Raw genomic sequence first — 17,310 nt, forward strand, 5'->3', positions numbered from 1 at the left:
AATGATGGCAGAGAGGTCACACCCGTTCCCATACCGAACACGGAAGTTAAGCTCTCTAGCGCCGATGGTAGTTGGGACCTTGTCCCTGTGAGAGTAGGACGTTGCCAGGCTTGTATTATTCCGCAGTAGCTCAGCGGTAGAGCTATCGGCTGTTAACCGATCGGTCGTAGGTTCGATTCCTACCTGCGGAGCCATTATGCTTCCATAGCTCAGCTGGTAGAGTACTTCCATGGTAAGGAAGAGGTCACCGGTTCAAGCCCGGTTGGAAGCTTGGAAAAAGTTTTTAAATTTTTGGCCCGTTGGTCAAGTGGTTAAGACACCGCCCTTTCACGGCGGTAACACGGGTTCGAATCCCGTACGGGTCACCACTTTTGGAGGATTAGCTCAGCTGGGAGAGCACCTGCCTTACAAGCAGGGGGTCGGCGGTTCGATCCCGTCATCCTCCACCATATATAGTTTAAATGTCGGAGGGGTAGCGAAGTGGCTAAACGCGGCGGACTGTAAATCCGCTCCTTCGGGTTCGGCAGTTCGAATCTGCCCCCCTCCACCATTTTCTTTAAAATAACCTGAGAGGGTTTATTTTTTTGAAAAGATAACCATACTAGTAAATATTAATGGGCTATAGCCAAGCGGTAAGGCAACGGACTTTGACTCCGTCATGCGCTGGTTCGAATCCAGCTAGCCCAGCCATTTACGAGCCATTAGCTCAGTTGGTAGAGCATCTGACTTTTAATCAGAGGGTCGAAGGTTCGAATCCTTCATGGCTCACCATTTTCGCGGAAGTAGTTCAGTGGTAGAATACAACCTTGCCAAGGTTGGGGTCGCGGGTTCGAATCCCGTCTTCCGCTTTATTACTAAGGGGCCTTAGCTCAGCTGGGAGAGCGCCTGCCTTGCACGCAGGAGGTCAGCGGTTCGATCCCGCTAGGCTCCATCTAATAGAGAAGCTTACATCATATGATGTAAGCTTTTTTTGTGTTTAAAAAGACAACTTCATATTTGTCATTTAAAATGGAGAAAATGCGAAAATAAAGGATGGGGATAATTGTGAAAGTTGTTATTGCATCTGATTCATATAAAGAAAGCTTAAAAGCTATAGAAGTATGTGAAGCTATTGAAAGAGGTTTTGGAGTAATTTTCCCTAAAGCAGAGTATGTGAAAATACCAATTGGAGATGGAGGAGAAGGAACGGTTGATTCTCTTGTTGATGCTACAGGGGGAAGGATTGTATCACTTCATGTGACAGGACCGCTTAGAGAACGCGTACAAGCCTTTTACGGTATGTCTAAAGATAAAAAGACAGCGTTTATTGAAATGGCAGCAGCATCAGGATTACAACATGTTCCGGTTAAAAAGCGAAATCCACTTATTACAACAACTAAAGGAACAGGTGAACTTATACTACATGCGCTAGACGAAGGAGCTGAGCACATTATTTTAGGACTTGGCGGAAGTGCTACAAATGATGGTGGAGCAGGTATGTTGTCAGCTTTAGGAGTCAGGTTTATAGATGGAAAAGGGGAAGTAATAGAGCCATCTGGCGGAACGTTACATTCGATTGTCGCTATTGATTTTTCGCGCTTGGATTCACGCTTAACGCATATAAAGATAGAAGCAGCATGTGATGTAGATAATCCCTTAGTTGGAATAAGAGGAGCATCTTTCGTATTTGGGAGGCAAAAGGGTGCGAATACAGAGATGATGAAAGAGCTGGATGAGAATTTAAAGCATTATGCGAATATCCTTAAACAATATTTATCTTGCGACGTATCTAAAATACCTGGCGCAGGAGCAGCAGGAGGAATGGGAGCAGCTGTTATTGCAGTGTTAAAGGGAAATTTACGGAGAGGAATTGAAATTGTATTAGACTATACAAATTTTGATAAGCATATAGAAGGAGCAGATTTAATTATAACTGGCGAAGGGAGAATAGATGAACAAACAGCATATGGAAAGGCCCCTGTGGGTGTTGCAGAGCGTGCAAAGCATTTTCGTATTCCTGTCATTGCTATTGGAGGATCTGTATCTCCGAATTATCAAGCTGTTCACGAAAAAGGAATCGATGCAGTATTTAGTATTACAGCGAGCCCTATGACATTAGAAGAGGCATATAAAGTAGCGGAAGAGAATACCGAAATGACAGCAAAGAATATTGCTGCAGTATGGAAAATAGCATCAGAAAAACACTTCTAAATGTAGGAGTGTTTTTTATTATTATTTAATAATAATGATGGTAATTGTTTCATTAAGTTAACTTTATACATAGAATAGTCTTAAAGTTTGGTTTTCAAGGCGAATATAAGTGAATAATTTGTATATCCATACAGAAAAATGTCGAGTTGAGTCAGACTATATAAAAGATTTAAAATATTTAGTGAAGGCACAAAAGGGGGATACTATCTATGAAAAAAGAAATTTCGGTTATTGGAGTTCCAATGGATTTAGGACAGATGCGTCGCGGAGTTGATATGGGGCCGAGCGCAATCCGTTATGCAGGCGTAATTGAAAGAATTGAAGAAATTGGATATGACGTTAAAGATATGGGAGATATATGTATAGAGAGAGAAAAAGAAGTAGATGTAAATACAAGCTTAAGAAACCTTACACAAGTTGCAACTGTTTGTAACGAATTAGCAAGTAAGGTGGATCATATTATAGAAGAAGGACGTTTTCCACTTGTACTAGGTGGCGATCATAGTATCGCTATTGGTACATTAGCTGGTGTTGCGAAACATTATAAAAATTTAGGTGTTATTTGGTATGATGCACATGGTGATTTAAATACAGAAGAAACTTCACCATCTGGAAATATTCATGGTATGTCACTTGCAGCAAGTTTAGGGTATGGACATCAAACGCTTGTAGATTTATATGGGGCATATCCAAAGGTGAAAAAAGAGAACGTTGTAATTATTGGTGCACGTGCATTAGATGAAGGAGAAAAAGACTTTATTCGCAATGAAGGTATTAAAGTATTCTCGATGCATGAGATTGATCGTATGGGTATGACAGCTGTTATGGAAGAAACAATCGCGTATTTATCTCATACTGATGGTGTACATTTATCATTAGATTTAGATGGTCTTGATCCACATGATGCACCAGGAGTTGGAACGCCTGTAATTGGTGGCCTATCTTATCGTGAAAGCCATTTAGCAATGGAAATGTTAGCGGAAGCTGATATTGTTACATCAGCTGAGTTTGTTGAAGTAAATACTATTCTAGATGAGCGAAATAGAACGGCAACAACAGCAGTTGCTTTAATGGGTTCTTTATTCGGTGAAAAACTAAAATAAATGTAAGAAAAGCAACTGAGAAGTTGCTTTTTTTATTTGAAAATAAGCGTATAATAATGATTTATATTATACTGTACGATAATAATGTTTGACATCTTACTAATTTAGACTAAAGGGGGTTGTTTGTAATTGTTGTTTGTTTCATGTATGGTATAATTAACTAGTTGTTGGAAATACATACAGATAGAGCATAAAACAATATTTCAATATATGGATAGAATTGCTCGTAAGTAGGAGGAAGGGTTAGCATGCCTTTTGAAGATACGACCATTTTGAAATATCTTAGTACGGTATTAGATATTGCCGTTGTATGGTTTATTATATATAAGCTAATTCTCATAATCCGAGGGACGAAAGCTGTTCAACTTTTAAAAGGGATTACAGTTATTATTGTCGTTCGGATGATCAGTATTTTCCTTGAATTGCATACGCTTTATTGGCTGACTGAGCAAGTATTAACGTGGGGATTTTTAGCCGTTATTATTATTTTCCAGCCAGAATTGCGAAGGGCACTTGAGCAGTTAGGACGCGGGAGTTTATTTTCGCGTGTTGGAACTCATGAGGATGATGAACCTGAAATCGTTGCAACAGCGATAGCGAAAGCAACGGAATATATGGGAAAACGTAGAATTGGTGCATTAATTACTTTGTCGAAAGAGACCGGTATGGGTGATTATGTGGAAACAGGTATTCCGCTAAATGCAAACGTATCATCGGAATTACTCATTAATATTTTCATTCCTAATACACCTCTTCATGATGGAGCAGTTATTATGCAAGGAAGTACCATTAAAGCAGCAGCTTGTTATCTTCCGTTATCGGAAAGTCCTTTTATCTCTAAGGAGTTAGGAACTAGACATCGCGCTGCAATGGGAGTTAGTGAAGTTACTGATAGTATTACAGTAGTTGTGTCGGAAGAAACAGGTCAAATTTCTTTAACGAAAAATGGTAAGTTGCATCGTGATTTGAAGACTGAACAACTGAAAGATATGTTGTTAGCTGAATTTAGTGCGAGCGAAAAAACGACTTCTTCGTCTTTATGGAATTGGAGGAGAAAGCGTCATGGATAAGTTAATGGAGAATCATTGGTTCTTAAAGGGGATCTCATTACTATTGGCGTGTATGCTTTTTATGTCAGCGACTTTAACTGAAAAAAATACGACATCGGGGATAATACCTTTTGCAAATGATGCGAAAGAAACATTAACTAATTATGCTATTACCCTTAAGTATGATGAAGATAAATATATCGTAAGTGGTATTCCGGCAGAGGGCGTCAAGGTAAAGTTAGAGGGCCCAAAAGCAGCAGTTGCTACAGCAAAAGCGAAAAAACAATTTGATATACCAGTTGATTTGAGAGATAGCGAAAAAGGAACTTATGAAGTTTCTTTAAAAACGAACGGGCTTCCAGATGATGTGAAAGGAACAGTTCAGCCATCAACAATTAAAATTACGCTACATGAAAAAGCGAGAAAATACGTTCATGTAGACTTAAAGTTATCAAATGAGGATCAAATGCTAGCGGGTTCTACTCTCGAAAAATCAAACATTAAACCTGATACTGTTGAGGTAGTTGGGACGAAAGAAGAGATTGAAAGTATTTCATCCGCTAAGGCGTATATTGATTTAAAAGGTGTTAATAAAACTGTTACAAAAACAGCTGAAGTTACATTATACAATAAAGAAGGAAAACGTTTAAATGTAAGAACGAGTCCATCTAAAATTAGTGTAACGTTAAACGTGGCGACGCAAGCTACGGCCAATAATACGGAAAAAACTGTTCCTGTAACGTATACGAAAAAGGGGAGTTTGCCAGAAGGATTGGCCGTTACAAATATTAGCGTTGAGCCGCGAGAAGTAACGATAGCAGGTCCAAAAGATGTATTGGATAATATACAATCGATAGAGGGGGTCGAAGTAGATCTTAGTCAATTGACAGAGTCTACAACATTCGATACCTCTGTTTTATTGCCCAAAGGTGTAACAAGTGCGAAACCGAATCAAGTAAAGGTTTCAGTAGGTGTGCAAAAAACAAAACAAACGACAACAAGAACGATTGATGGTATATCAATTCAAAAAAATGGACTTTCTAAAGACGTTACGGCTCAGCTACTTTCGCCGCAAGATGGGAAGATAAGCGTTGAAATTTCAGGAGAAACAAGTATAGTAGATAAAATAACAGCTGCTCAAATAACAGCAGCCATTAATCTGCAAAATGTATCTCCGGGGACGAAGGATGTTTCTATTCAAGTGAGCGGTCCTGGTAATATTTCAATAGAGCCAAAGCAAAAAAGTGCTAAAGTCACAATTGTGAAGAAAGAAAATCCAGATAAAGAAGTACAGGGTAACGGTGAAAAACCAGATTCAAATAATAACCAAGATAATCAAACTGAAAAACCAAAAAATCCTGAACCTGAACATCAGCCTAAGCCTGACACGGAACAGGAACAAGATAAAGAAAAAGATAAAGATAAAGAAAAAGATAAAGAAACTAGTCAAGAGCCAACAGTAGATAATCAAAAAGAGCCAGAAAAAGGAGCGAATCATAATGGGTAAATATTTTGGTACAGATGGAGTACGCGGGGTTGCGAACCAGGAGTTAACACCTGAATTAGCATTTAAAATTGGACGTTTTGGTGGTTATGTATTAACAAAAGATACAGATCGTCCAAAAGTAATTATCGGCCGTGATACACGTATATCAGGACATATGTTAGAAGGAGCTTTAGTAGCAGGTCTATTATCAACTGGAGCAGAAGTAATGCGTCTTGGTGTTATTTCTACGCCAGGTGTTGCTTATTTAACAAAAGCGTTAGATGCACAAGCAGGTGTTATGATTTCTGCATCTCATAATCCAGTACAGGATAACGGAATCAAATTCTTCGGTTCAGACGGTTTTAAATTAACAGATGAGCAAGAAGCAGAGATTGAAGCTTTATTAGACAAAGAAGTTGATGAACTACCACGTCCAACAGGTACGAATCTTGGACAAGTGAGTGATTATTTTGAAGGCGGACAAAAATATTTACAATATATTAAACAAACTGTAGAGGAAGATTTCTCTGGTTTACATATCGCTTTAGATTGTGCGCATGGTGCTACGTCTTCTTTAGCTCCATATTTATTCGCGGATTTAGAGGCTGATATTTCAACAATGGGAACTTCACCAAACGGCATGAACATTAACGATGGAGTAGGTTCTACGCATCCAGAAGTATTAGCTAAATTAGTAACAGACAAAGGCGCTGATATCGGTCTTGCCTTTGATGGTGATGGTGACCGTTTAATCGCTGTAGATGAAAAAGGAAACATCGTTGATGGCGATCAAATTATGTTTATTTGTGCGAAGTACATGAAAGAAACTGGTCAACTAAAGCATAATACAGTCGTTTCAACTGTTATGAGTAACTTAGGTTTCTACAAAGCACTTGAAGCTAACAATATCACAAGTGATAAAACAGCAGTTGGTGACCGTTACGTAATGGAAGAGATGAAGCGTGGTGGTTACAACTTAGGTGGAGAACAATCGGGTCATATTATCTTACTTGATTACATTACAACTGGTGATGGAATGTTAAGTGCACTTCAATTGGTAAACATCATGAAAATGACGAAAAAACCATTATCTGAGCTTGCAGGTGAGATGACAAAATTCCCACAATTACTAGTAAACGTTCGTGTAACAGATAAAAAACTAGCATTAGAAAATGAAAAAATTAAAGAAATTATTCGTGTTGTAGAGGAAGAAATGAACGGTGATGGCCGCATTCTTGTTCGTCCATCTGGAACAGAGCCACTTATTCGTGTAATGGCAGAAGCACCAACACAAGAAGTTTGTGACGCATATGTACATCGCATTGTAGAAGTTGTGAAAGCTGAAGTTGGCGCTGAATAATTCGATAAATTTATTGAAAAGGAGCACAAGAAGTGCTCCTTTTTCATATGTTTTATAGATGATGAAAAAAATTTCATTGACGGTTTATCCATGTTTGTTATAAGATGGTCTTGTTCTTTTTCTCAAAGGAAATATTGTAAATTATAGAAGCGCCAGAACTACAAGTAGTGTAGTTGACGAGGTGGAGTTTATCGAGATTTCGGCGGATGACTCCCGGTTGTTCATCACAACCGCAAGCTTTTACTTAAATCATTAAGGTGACTTAGTGGACAAAGGTGAAAGTGTGATGAGAGAAAAGGAACGGATGAAAACTAGCTGTATAAGTATATACGGACTTAAACCCAATCGAGAGGAAGGTGAAAGCCGTTACAAGCTTACAGGGCTAGCAATATGTAATCCGTTTTTTAGTATAAATAAAAATGGTATCGGACTATGTCGTTACATGTTCGCAGAGCAATGTAAGCATTTGTAACGGCGACTAAACATGTGTGGAATCGTAGGATTTATTGGAGAGCAAGATGCAAAGGAAATTTTATTAAAAGGTTTAGAAAAGCTAGAATATCGTGGATATGATTCAGCAGGTATTGCAGTACAAACAGAGAACGGTGTTGTTGTATACAAAGAAAAAGGTCGTATTGCAAAACTTCGCGAAATCGTAGATGAGAAAGTAGCAGCAAGCGTGGGAATCGGTCACACACGCTGGGCTACACATGGTGTTCCAAGCAAAGTAAACGCGCATCCGCATCAAAGTACATCAAAACGCTTTACACTAGTTCATAACGGTGTAATTGAAAACTATGAATTAGTGAAAAAAGAATATTTACAAGATGTAACGTTCGTAAGTGAAACTGATACAGAGATTATTGTACAGCTTATGGAACAACAAGTGAGCACAGGACTAAGTGTAGAAGAAGCGTTCCGTAATACGCTATCGCTTTTACATGGCTCTTATGCAATCGGATTACTTGATGCTGAAAATCCAAACATGATTTATGTTGCTAAAAACAAAAGCCCGCTATTAGTAGGTGTTGGTGACAACTTTAATGTTGTGGCGAGCGACGCTATGGCGATGTTACAAGTTACAGATCAATTTATCGAATTAATGGATAAAGAAATCGTAATTGTAACGAAAGAAAGTATTACAATTAAAAACTTACAAGGTGAAACGATTGAACGTGCACCGTTTACAGCGGAATTAGACGCAAGTGATATTGAAAAAGGAACATACCCTCATTTCATGCTTAAAGAAATCGATGAGCAACCACTTGTAATCCGTAATATAATTCAAAAGTATCAAGATGAAAATGGCGAGATTGAATTGGATCAAGACATTCGCAATGCGATTTTAGATAGCGACCGTGTTTACATCATTGCATGTGGAACGAGTTATCATGCAGGTCTTGTTGGAAAACAATTTATCGAGAAGTTTGCAAAAATGCCAGTTGAAGTGCATGTAGCAAGTGAATTCTCTTATAACATGCCATTATTAACAGAAAGACCATTCTTCATTTACATTTCACAAAGTGGTGAAACAGCTGATAGCCGTGCAGTACTTGTACAAACAAATGAAATGGGTCATAAAGCATTAACGATTACAAACGTACCTGGTTCTACACTTTCTCGTGAAGCTGATTACACACTTCCGTTATACGCGGGACCAGAAATCGCAGTTGCATCAACGAAAGCTTACACAGCACAGCTTGCAGTACTTTCAATTTTAGCTGCGGACATTGCTAAAGCAAAAGGTGAAGTTCTTGATTTCGATTTAACACACGAATTAGGACTTGTAGCAAATGCAATGATAGAACTTTGTGATCAAAAAGAAGAAATGGACGCATTAGCAAAACAATTTTTAGCAACAACGCGTAACTGTTTCTTCATCGGACGTAGCGTAGACTTCTACGTAGGATTAGAAGGTGCGTTAAAGCTAAAAGAAATTTCTTACATCCAAGCAGAAGGATTTGCTGGAGGAGAATTAAAACACGGTACAATCGCCTTAATCGAAAACGGTACACCAGTTATCGCACTTGCTACACAAGAGCACGTAAACCTTGGAATTCGTGGTAACGTGAAAGAAGTAGTAGCACGTGGAGCTAACCCATGTATCATCTCAATGAAGGGCTTAGAAATGGAAGGTGACAGCTTCGTATTACCAGCTGTACACGAAGCACTAGCACCGCTAGTAGCAGTTATTCCATTCCAACTTATCTCATACTACGCAGCACTTCACCGCGAGTGTGACGTTGATAAGCCACGTAACTTAGCTAAGTCTGTTACTGTTGAGTAGGAGATTGGTAGGTTAATAAATATACAAATCTGTACCCCTTTAGATATGTTATCTAAAGGGGTATTTTTATGCACAAAAAGAACATCTAAAATTGGTAAGTGGACAGCATCCTACCTACTAATGACAGTTTTAATTTATTGGAGTTGGAATAGAATTACTTTTATTTATCTGAATTTTCCATTATCATTTTAAGTATGCGTAAACAATTTTCTTTATTATGAAGAGAAGAGACGATAGATTCATGGACATTACAAGGGGGCTTATTATATGAAAGTGAAAGCGAAAACATATTTAAGTATAGAAGAGATTATTTCATTACCGTCCTTATCAAGTGCAAACTTAAGTGATGATGGCAAAAACGTAGCATTTGTAAAGACTTCAGCTAACTGGAAAGACAATACATATAGAAATCATGTATGGATATATGAGAAAGATAAAGGGAAGAGTTATCCACTAACAAATGGGGATATAGATAGTACACATCCATTATGGTCTCCAGATTCTAAGACTATTGCATACCTTAGCCCAGGTGGTGACGGGGCTAATACAAATCAGATCTTTGTTAAGTCCATAGCCGGTGGTAGTGAGGTTCAAATTACGAATGAGAAGGATGGAGTTAATACATTCAAATGGGAGCCTACTGGTAAAGGTTTTTATTATATTGCACAGTCAAAAGAATGTGAGGAAATAAAGAAACGTAAGGAGCTATATGGGGATTTCCATCATGTAGGTAAGGAACATCGGAATAATTGTTTATATTACATTGAAATAGAAAAAGGGATACAAAATGATAAAGAGGAGCGCGAAATTAGCGGTGTTTATCAACTAACGGATGGTAAGGATTTTTATATACATAACTTTGATATTTCAAATGATGGGAAAAAGGTTGTATGGATGGCTACACCAAGCTTAAACGATTATATGAATGGTGATCTCTACATATTAGATGTTGAAGCTGGAGAACTACAAAAAATGAATATGGATAAGTTGTTAGGAGCGAGTGTCTGCTTTTCTCCCGAGGGCGATAAAATATGTTTCGCAGCAAGCATAAGAGAGAAGGATTACTATAGAAATCATATACAAGATAGTACAGTAGAGATATATGATATGAATACTGGAGAAGTAATTCAACCTTTAACAAATTTTGATAGTACGGTTATGCCATTACAGTGGACGGCTAAAGGGATTTTAATTAGATGGCAGGATAAAACGAATTACCGTATTGGATTGCTATGTGAGGATGGCACTGTAGAAATGTTAAACGAACCAGTAGATGGGTTTATAATGGATGCCGCTATAACAAGGGATGGCAATCATATAACATATACTAAGGCTATAACAAATGAAACCTTTGAAATCTATTTGGATGATAAAAAAATAACGAATGAAAATAGCTTTTTCGAAGGCAAGCTTAAAAGTAACAGGGAAATCATCTCATGGAGAAGTAGTGATGGTCTTGAAATAGAAGGTGTTTTATCAACCCCAGTAGAGTTTGAGGCAAATAAAAAATATCCCTTATTAGTAGTAATCCATGGTGGTCCGAATTGGGCGTCCTTTCCGATATTTTCAGACTGCTTCAATGAGAAATATCCGATTGAACAGTTTGTTGAAAAAGGCTTTATCGTTTTAGAACCAAACTATAGAGGAAGTTCTGGTTATGGTAATGAATTTTTAAAAGCAAACTATAGAAAACAAGGATTTGCTGATTATGATGATATTATATCTGGAGTAACGGAGGATATATAGCAGCTTTCTGTTCTACATATAGCAGTAGATTTAAAGCTATTTCAGTTGGGGGCGGAATCACGAACTGGAGTACCCATTATGTAAATACAGATATTCCTTACTTTATTAACATGTATTTAGGAAATACTCCGTGGAATGATCCAGAGATATATAAGAAAACATCGCCAATGACATATGTTAAATCAGCTTGTACGCCTACGTTAATTCAACATGGAGAAAAGGATGTGAGAATTCCAACTACAAATGCATATGAGCTATATGAAGGGTTAAGAGATATGGAAGTTGATACAGAATTAATTATATTTAAAGAAATGGCATATAGTTCGGATCAGCCAGGAATGAGAGTAGCTATTATGAAACAGAATTTGATGTGGTTTTCATACTATATTCTTGGGGAAAGTATGGAGGGCTTTCGTACAGGGATTTAATCAGGTCAAATTGTTGAAAAAGAGATTCAAACAATCATTGAGATGATTTATACTTAAGCTATTATAAGGAAACGTAATTCGGAGGACTAATATGACAGCGAATAAGAATAAGTTATCTGTAGAACAACGTGAAGAACTATTAAAAGCATTACAAGCTCGTTTTGAGAAAAACATGAACCGCCATGAAGGTCTTGAATGGGCTAAAGTTGAAGTAAAGCTAGCTACTAATAATGAAAAATTATGGTCAATTCATGAAATGGAAGTAACTGGCGGTGAGCCGGATGTTGTTAGTTATGATGAAGAGAAGGACGAGTATACTTTCTATGATTGTTCAAAGGAGAGTCCTAAAGGTCGTAGAAGTCTTTGTTATGATCTTGAAGCGTTAGAGGCAAGAAAAAAGCATAAACCAGAAAATAACGCTATTGATGTGGCAACTGCTATGGGTATTGAACTATTAACTGAAGAACAATATCGAGATTTGCAACAACTTGGGGATTTCGATATGAAATCATCAAGTTGGGTACAAACGCCTTCAGACATTCGAGAACTCGGTGGTGCTCTATTTTGCGATTATCGCTTCGGACACGTTTTTGTGTACCACAATGGAGCAGATTCCTATTATGCTGCTAGAGGATTTCGCGGTTCGTTAAGCGTTTAAATTTGGAGTAAATAAGAAAAAGAGCCTATACTTAGGCTCTTTTTCTTATTTATATTTTAAAAGTAAACTGTTACTACGCAGTTTTACTTAATTTATATGCTTCATGGTTGTTTTTACGGAAAAGTTTAGGGAAAACATAGCCATCTAATCCAATACGTCCAGCGTTATGACCTGCAACTAAAATGAACATAGTCAGAATAAGTAGGTTTGGGTTTACACTAACAGTTCCACTTAGTAAAAATGAAAGGTTCATTATAATTCCAAAGAATGCAGCAGTTTTTGTTAATCCGCCTAAAATTAAACCTAGACCTACTAAAATTTCTCCCCATTGAACTAAAAGGCTAAATAGGTCTGCGTTTGGAAGAACAAAGTGTTGAAGGAAGTCTGCCCACCAACTTTGTACGGCAGGGTGGGCACCTGATGCTTGAGCGATAGCGCCCTTTAGAAGACCACTTGCATCAAAAGATTGTCCGAAAACTTTACCTATCCCAGCAGCGAGCCATGCATATCCTATGTAAAATCGTAAAAATAATAATATGAAAGCAGCACGTTTATCAGTTCTTAAAAAATTGATAACCATTGAAATCCCTCCAATATTTTATTTACATGTTTATTATATATCCATTGTGAAAAAATTCACAATGGATAAAGTGTGAACAAAAATTATGATTTTATAAAATGAAAAAGGCATATAACAATCATATGTTATATGCCTTTTCTATTATATATTTAGTAATTTATTTAGGTAATGTAAATTTAGCTTTTTTACCTTGTGAAATATCTTTTGCTTCTTTATTTCTCATAGGTCCTAACTCAATCTCAAAGCTTTTGTCTTTCCAAATCTTTTCATACTGCTCTTGATCTAAAATATACACTTGCAGTAACTCTCCAGATGTTCCTGTTTTGACTGCAGCGTTATAGTCGTAATTTAGTAGCATACCTTCATTAATCGTATATTGTGTACCATCATTCACTCTCAATGTAGAGCTTATAGGAGATAATGAAACGTCTTGAGCATCTTTGTTATCAAGCTTGAATTTCACTGTTAATAGAACAATACCATTTTTGAAATTTGCAAAGCGTGGAGCTTCGACGGAATTTGGTGTGAATTGAGTAAATTGGTATCCGTCTAATGTAACGTTAACAGCACCTAATTCTTGGCTGTTATTAATACCTGATTTCTCTTTTACCATTTTTTTATCGCCCATGTTATTAGCTGTAGCTTTATCTTGGTAGAAAGTTTTATCTGTTGCGACCTTTTCAGCACCTTGTTTGTTTAAACTTAATGAAAAGTTTCCAGGGCTTCCGATTGGAGCATCAAATTTTCCTTTATTAGCTTGTGCAGTTGGGACTGTGACTGAGACTGTTGAGAGACTTGAAATTTTGGCTAGATCATCTTTTCCGAATGGATAAGCGATATAACCAGAAATAGTTTCTCCTGCTTTTACTAAGTAATCATTCGTTGGAGCAAGTTTAGTTGGGAGCTGATCTTCTTTTGGAATTAAATCTTTATAGTTACTATATACTTTCTGCGCACCAGTAAATGACATGTCCAATGCTGGCATATAATAAATATCTTTAGCTGAACTATTTTTTACGCTGTAGTTCACAAGAATAACTCCGCCCTCTGTTTGACGGTTAAACGGAATGTCGAAGTTTGTATGGAATCCATTTAATTCAACTAATGTATAGCCATTCATTGTTACTGAAACATCTTCAGCTTTATACACTTGTGGTTCCTTATTTTCAAAAAGTACTTTTGTTTTACCACCTGTTTCTTTTTCCATATAGGAAATCAGCTTAGAGTAATCGCTGGAGCTAGTAGCTGTATTTTCAGGCTTTTTCTCTTCAGCTTTTTTCTCTTCGGATTTTTTTTCTTTAGGTTTATTTTCTTTCGGTGTATCCGTTTTTTCTGTTTTGCTTTCTTTTGTTGTATTTTCTTTTTGTTCTTTATTTGTCGTATCGCTTTGACCACAGCCAGTTATTACAAAAGCTGCCACGATTACTGTAGAAAATAAAGAAAGTAATTTTTTTGACATATTGCTTCCCCCTATTTGTTTAAAACTAGTTGGGTCTGTATAATCAGACCACTTACAACTCTCACATTAGCCCCACATTTTATTATAAAAAAAAGAGCCAGTATTTACCAGTGTTTTTCTGATTATTTCAATTATTTAGTTATTGTAATATATTAAAATTAATAGGAGATTGGCATGGAATATTGGGTTTTATTTTTTTATCGTTTGAAATATTACATCATATTGGTATGATAGAAATAGAGATATATGGAAAGGGGACAAGGACTCAATATGCGGATGAACTTGTAATGATTAGGAAACTAGATAGATCAATTTTTCTCTCATAAGTGAGGGTTTATTTAGCTATCTGTAAATCATTCAAGGACTGCATATTTGGCTTGTACATCCCTTTTGTAAGGATAATGTGTAGGGAAATTCATATCTCTTATATAAAGTATGCGTCCTTTAAAATTGGGGGAGTATATGATGAATCAATTAAAACATAAAATAGCAGTTGTTACAGGTGTAAGTCGTCTAGATGGTATAGGCGCAGCAATTTGTAAAGAATTAGCTGAAGCAGGATACGATATATTTTTTACGTATTGGACAGCGTACGATAAAGAGATGCCCTGGGGCGTTGATCAAAGTGAACAAATACAATTAAAAGAAGAGTTACTAAAAAACGGTGTGAAAGTATCAAGTATGGAGTTAGATTTAACTCAGAATGATGCACCGAAAGAGCTTATAAATAAAGTTACTGAACAATTAGGGTACCCTCATATATTAATTAATAATGCAGCGTATTCTACGAATAATGATTTCTCTAATTTGACTGCTGAAGAACTAGATAAGCACTATATGGTAAATATTCGTGCGACAACATTGTTAAGTAGTCAATTTGCCCAAGGGTTTGATAAGAAATCTGGTGGTAGAATTGTGAATATGACATCGGGACAATTTAAAGGGCCGATGGCAGGAGAACTAGCGTATGCAACAACGAAGGGAGCTATTGATGCTCTTACTAGTACGTTGTCAGCTGAGGTAGCTCATTTAGGAATAACAGTGAATGCAATTAATCCAGGTCCAACTAGTACAGGGTGGATGACTGAGGAGATAAAGCAAGGATTAAAGCCGATGTTTCCTTTTGGGAGAATTGGTGAGCCGAAGGATGCAGCAAGGCTCATTACATTTTTAGTAAGTGAAGAAGCAGAATGGATTACTGGACAAGTTATTCATTCTGAAGGTGGATTTAAAAGGTAAAAAGAAGGTATCTCACCCTGTTGAGATACCTTCTTTTTTAATCTTTCTTCAATCTTCGTGCAACACCATTTCCTAAAGACTGTAGCCCTTGAACAAGAATAATTAAAATAAAGACTGTTGCATACATTACTTCAGGTTCGTAGCGTAAGTGTCCGAATCGATATGCTAAATCACCAAGACCGCCAGCACCTACAAGTCCAGCCATTGCTGTTGCACCAATTAGGCCAATTGTTGCAATTGTTAGGCCAAGTACAAGGGAGGGACGAGCTTCTTTCACCATAACGTGCCAAATAATTTTTATAGTAGAAACGCCCATCGCTTGGTAAGCCTCAATAACACCACGATCCACTTCTAATAAAGCTGTCTCCATTAATCGTGCAATATAAGGAGCTGTGAATACGACAAGTGGCACGATAACACCTTGTACGCCAATGGACGTTCCCATTAGAAATTTTGTAAAAGGTAAAATGAAGAATAATAGAATGATAAATGGAAGAGAGCGAATGATATTAATAATTGTATTAAGAATTGGATAAATGATTTTATTTTCGTGCTGTCCACCAGGTCTCGTTAAAACAAGTGTAACGCCAAGTGGTAATGCAATAAGGATAGAGATGAATAGCGAAATAGATGTCATTTGAAATGTTTGAATGGTTGCTTCCCATATGACTTTACCCCATTCATCCAAAAAGGACTTGTTTCCCATAATCTGTTCTCCCTCCTTCTACGATGATCCCTTGCTCTTGTAAAAATGATAAAGCGCGGGCTACTTCATTTTTTTCACCCTGCATATGAATGACCAGTTTCCCATATGATTCATGTTTTAACTGTGTAATATTACCGGATAAAATATTCGGATACACTTGGAAACGTTTTGTAGCAATAGCTAATGCTGGCTCTCCTGAAGCAGTCCCTATAAAGGAGAGAGTTACAATTTCGCCAGTAGTTTGTAGTTCTTTTTGTATCTCTCCTGGAATCTTCGCTGCAAATGCACTATTTACGAATTTCTTCGTTGTTACATGTTGTGGGTTTGTGAAGATATCTTTCACGTTCCCGCTTTCAACTACTGCTCCATGTTCCATCACAGCAACTCGGTCACATATACGCTGGATGACATTCATTTCATGTGTAATTAATAAAATTGTAATCCCGATTTCTTCATTAATCTTTAGTAATAGGTCAAGAATAGAATCCGTTGTTTCAGGGTCTAAAGCACTTGTTGCTTCGTCGCTTAATAATACTTCCGGTTCATGTGATAGTGCACGTGCAATGGCAACACGCTGCTTCTGGCCACCAGAAAGTTCACTCGGATAGGCATCTTTTCGATTAAAAAGATCGACAATACGTAAATACTTTTCTACCCTTTTTTCAATTTCATTTTTGGGAAGACCAGATAGACGTAACGGTAATGCGATATTTTCATAAACTGTCACAGTTTTAAGTAAGTTGAATCCTTGAAAAATCATCCCGATTTTTTGTCTCGATTTTGCTAGTTCTTTTGCTGATAAAGTTGTTAAGTCTTGGCCGTTTACAATGATATTTCCTGTCGTTGGTTTTTCTAATAAATTTACACATCGAATTAATGTACTTTTACCAGCGCCACTATATCCAATGATTCCAAATACTTCGCCCTTTTTTACTTGAAGGGAAGTAGACTTAAGTGCTTCTACATTCCCTTTTTTTGTTGTAAATACTTTGGATACATTTTTTAATTCAATCATTATC

At 37.1% G+C, this 17,310-nt stretch carries 13 protein-coding genes, 9 tRNA genes, 1 rRNA gene and 1 pseudogene; 20 read left to right on the forward strand and 4 right to left on the reverse strand.

The features are described from left to right. The 19 genes and pseudogenes from rrf to MR113_RS16845 form a co-directional block, all read left to right on the forward strand. Positions 1-110: ribosomal RNA gene (gene rrf / locus MR113_RS16755) — 5S ribosomal RNA — on the forward strand; the annotation flags it as partial. 9 nt (positions 111-119) lie between these two features. Beyond that, a tRNA-Asn gene (locus MR113_RS16760) sits at positions 120-194 on the forward strand. A gap of 4 nt (positions 195-198) precedes the next feature. Beyond that, positions 199-271: transfer RNA gene (locus MR113_RS16765), tRNA-Thr, on the forward strand. Between the two features lie 22 nt (positions 272-293). Then, positions 294-368: transfer RNA gene (locus MR113_RS16770), tRNA-Glu, on the forward strand. Between the two features lie 5 nt (positions 369-373). Continuing rightward, positions 374-449 (forward strand) — tRNA-Val (locus MR113_RS16775). 17 nt (positions 450-466) lie between these two features. Then, a tRNA-Tyr gene (locus tag MR113_RS16780) sits at positions 467-550 on the forward strand. A 65-nt stretch (positions 551-615) separates the two neighbouring features. Further along, positions 616-690, forward strand: a tRNA-Gln gene (locus MR113_RS16785). A 5-nt stretch (positions 691-695) separates the two neighbouring features. Then, positions 696-771: transfer RNA gene (locus MR113_RS16790), tRNA-Lys, on the forward strand. A 5-nt stretch (positions 772-776) separates the two neighbouring features. Next, positions 777-848 (forward strand) — tRNA-Gly (locus tag MR113_RS16795). Positions 849-858: 10 nt separating this feature from the next. Beyond that, positions 859-931, forward strand: a tRNA-Ala gene (locus tag MR113_RS16800). 113 nt (positions 932-1,044) lie between these two features. Continuing rightward, the gene (locus MR113_RS16805) at positions 1,045-2,190 is read left to right on the forward strand and encodes a glycerate kinase (RefSeq protein WP_242255646.1); all 1,146 of its coding nucleotides are present in this window, start codon (positions 1,045-1,047) and stop codon (positions 2,188-2,190) included. A gap of 209 nt (positions 2,191-2,399) precedes the next feature. Further along, positions 2,400-3,293 carry an arginase gene (rocF, locus tag MR113_RS16810; RefSeq protein ID WP_000711573.1) on the forward strand — a complete coding sequence of 298 codons (894 nt, stop codon included), beginning with the start codon at positions 2,400-2,402 and terminating at the stop codon, positions 3,291-3,293. A gap of 248 nt (positions 3,294-3,541) precedes the next feature. Then, positions 3,542-4,363 carry a diadenylate cyclase CdaA gene (gene cdaA, locus MR113_RS16815; protein WP_048528662.1) on the forward strand — a complete coding sequence of 274 codons (822 nt, stop codon included), beginning with the start codon at positions 3,542-3,544 and terminating at the stop codon, positions 4,361-4,363. After that, the gene (locus tag MR113_RS16820; RefSeq protein WP_242255648.1) at positions 4,356-5,849 is read left to right on the forward strand and encodes a CdaR family protein; all 1,494 of its coding nucleotides are present in this window, start codon (positions 4,356-4,358) and stop codon (positions 5,847-5,849) included. The genes cdaA and MR113_RS16820 overlap by 8 nt, the downstream gene beginning before the upstream one ends. After that, complete coding sequence (gene glmM / locus MR113_RS16825) at positions 5,842-7,188, forward strand: phosphoglucosamine mutase (protein WP_242255650.1); 1,347 nt, start codon at positions 5,842-5,844, stop codon at positions 7,186-7,188. Before MR113_RS16820 ends, glmM begins: the two co-directional genes overlap by 8 nt. A 286-nt stretch (positions 7,189-7,474) precedes the next feature. Beyond that, positions 7,475-7,660 carry a hypothetical protein gene (locus MR113_RS16830; protein WP_033659100.1) on the forward strand — a complete coding sequence of 62 codons (186 nt, stop codon included), beginning with the start codon at positions 7,475-7,477 and terminating at the stop codon, positions 7,658-7,660. Between the two features lie 12 nt (positions 7,661-7,672). Then, positions 7,673-9,475 (forward strand): glutamine--fructose-6-phosphate transaminase (isomerizing), encoded by a 1,803-nt coding sequence (glmS, locus tag MR113_RS16835; protein ID WP_242255652.1) that lies wholly within the window; start codon positions 7,673-7,675, stop codon positions 9,473-9,475. Positions 9,476-9,742: 267 nt separating this feature from the next. Continuing rightward, a pseudogene (locus MR113_RS16840) lies at positions 9,743-11,649 on the forward strand (S9 family peptidase). A gap of 91 nt (positions 11,650-11,740) precedes the next feature. After that, positions 11,741-12,307, forward strand: a complete 567-nt coding sequence (locus MR113_RS16845; RefSeq protein WP_242255654.1) for a DUF4256 domain-containing protein — start codon at positions 11,741-11,743, stop codon at positions 12,305-12,307. A 73-nt stretch (positions 12,308-12,380) separates the two neighbouring features. On the opposite strand, the gene MR113_RS16850 is transcribed toward MR113_RS16845, so the two are convergent. Both MR113_RS16850 and MR113_RS16855 read right to left on the reverse strand, forming a co-directional pair. Next, positions 12,381-12,887: a DoxX family membrane protein gene (locus MR113_RS16850; protein WP_242255655.1), complete on the reverse strand. Its 507-nt coding sequence runs from the start codon at positions 12,885-12,887 to the stop codon at positions 12,381-12,383. A 157-nt stretch (positions 12,888-13,044) separates the two neighbouring features. Next, positions 13,045-14,346 (reverse strand): DUF5068 domain-containing protein, encoded by a 1,302-nt coding sequence (locus MR113_RS16855; RefSeq protein ID WP_242255656.1) that lies wholly within the window; start codon positions 14,344-14,346, stop codon positions 13,045-13,047. A 462-nt stretch (positions 14,347-14,808) separates the two neighbouring features. Here MR113_RS16855 and MR113_RS16860 point away from each other — a divergent pair, with 462 nt between their 5' ends. Beyond that, positions 14,809-15,585: an SDR family oxidoreductase gene (locus MR113_RS16860; protein WP_242255657.1), complete on the forward strand. Its 777-nt coding sequence runs from the start codon at positions 14,809-14,811 to the stop codon at positions 15,583-15,585. A 37-nt stretch (positions 15,586-15,622) separates the two neighbouring features. Here the strand turns inward: MR113_RS16860 and MR113_RS16865 are convergent, their stop codons facing one another. Both MR113_RS16865 and MR113_RS16870 read right to left on the reverse strand, forming a co-directional pair. Further along, positions 15,623-16,291: a methionine ABC transporter permease gene (locus MR113_RS16865; protein WP_000527137.1), complete on the reverse strand. Its 669-nt coding sequence runs from the start codon at positions 16,289-16,291 to the stop codon at positions 15,623-15,625. Further along, positions 16,266-17,306, reverse strand: a complete 1,041-nt coding sequence (locus MR113_RS16870) for a methionine ABC transporter ATP-binding protein (RefSeq protein ID WP_242255658.1) — start codon at positions 17,304-17,306, stop codon at positions 16,266-16,268. The genes MR113_RS16865 and MR113_RS16870 overlap by 26 nt, the downstream gene beginning before the upstream one ends. Between the last annotated feature and the right edge of the window lie 4 nt (positions 17,307-17,310).

Origin of the sequence: Bacillus cereus group sp. BfR-BA-01379, assembly GCF_022663605.1 — a bacterium.
In the GTDB taxonomy this organism is placed as follows: Bacteria; Bacillota; Bacilli; order Bacillales; family Bacillaceae_G; genus Bacillus_A; species Bacillus_A mobilis.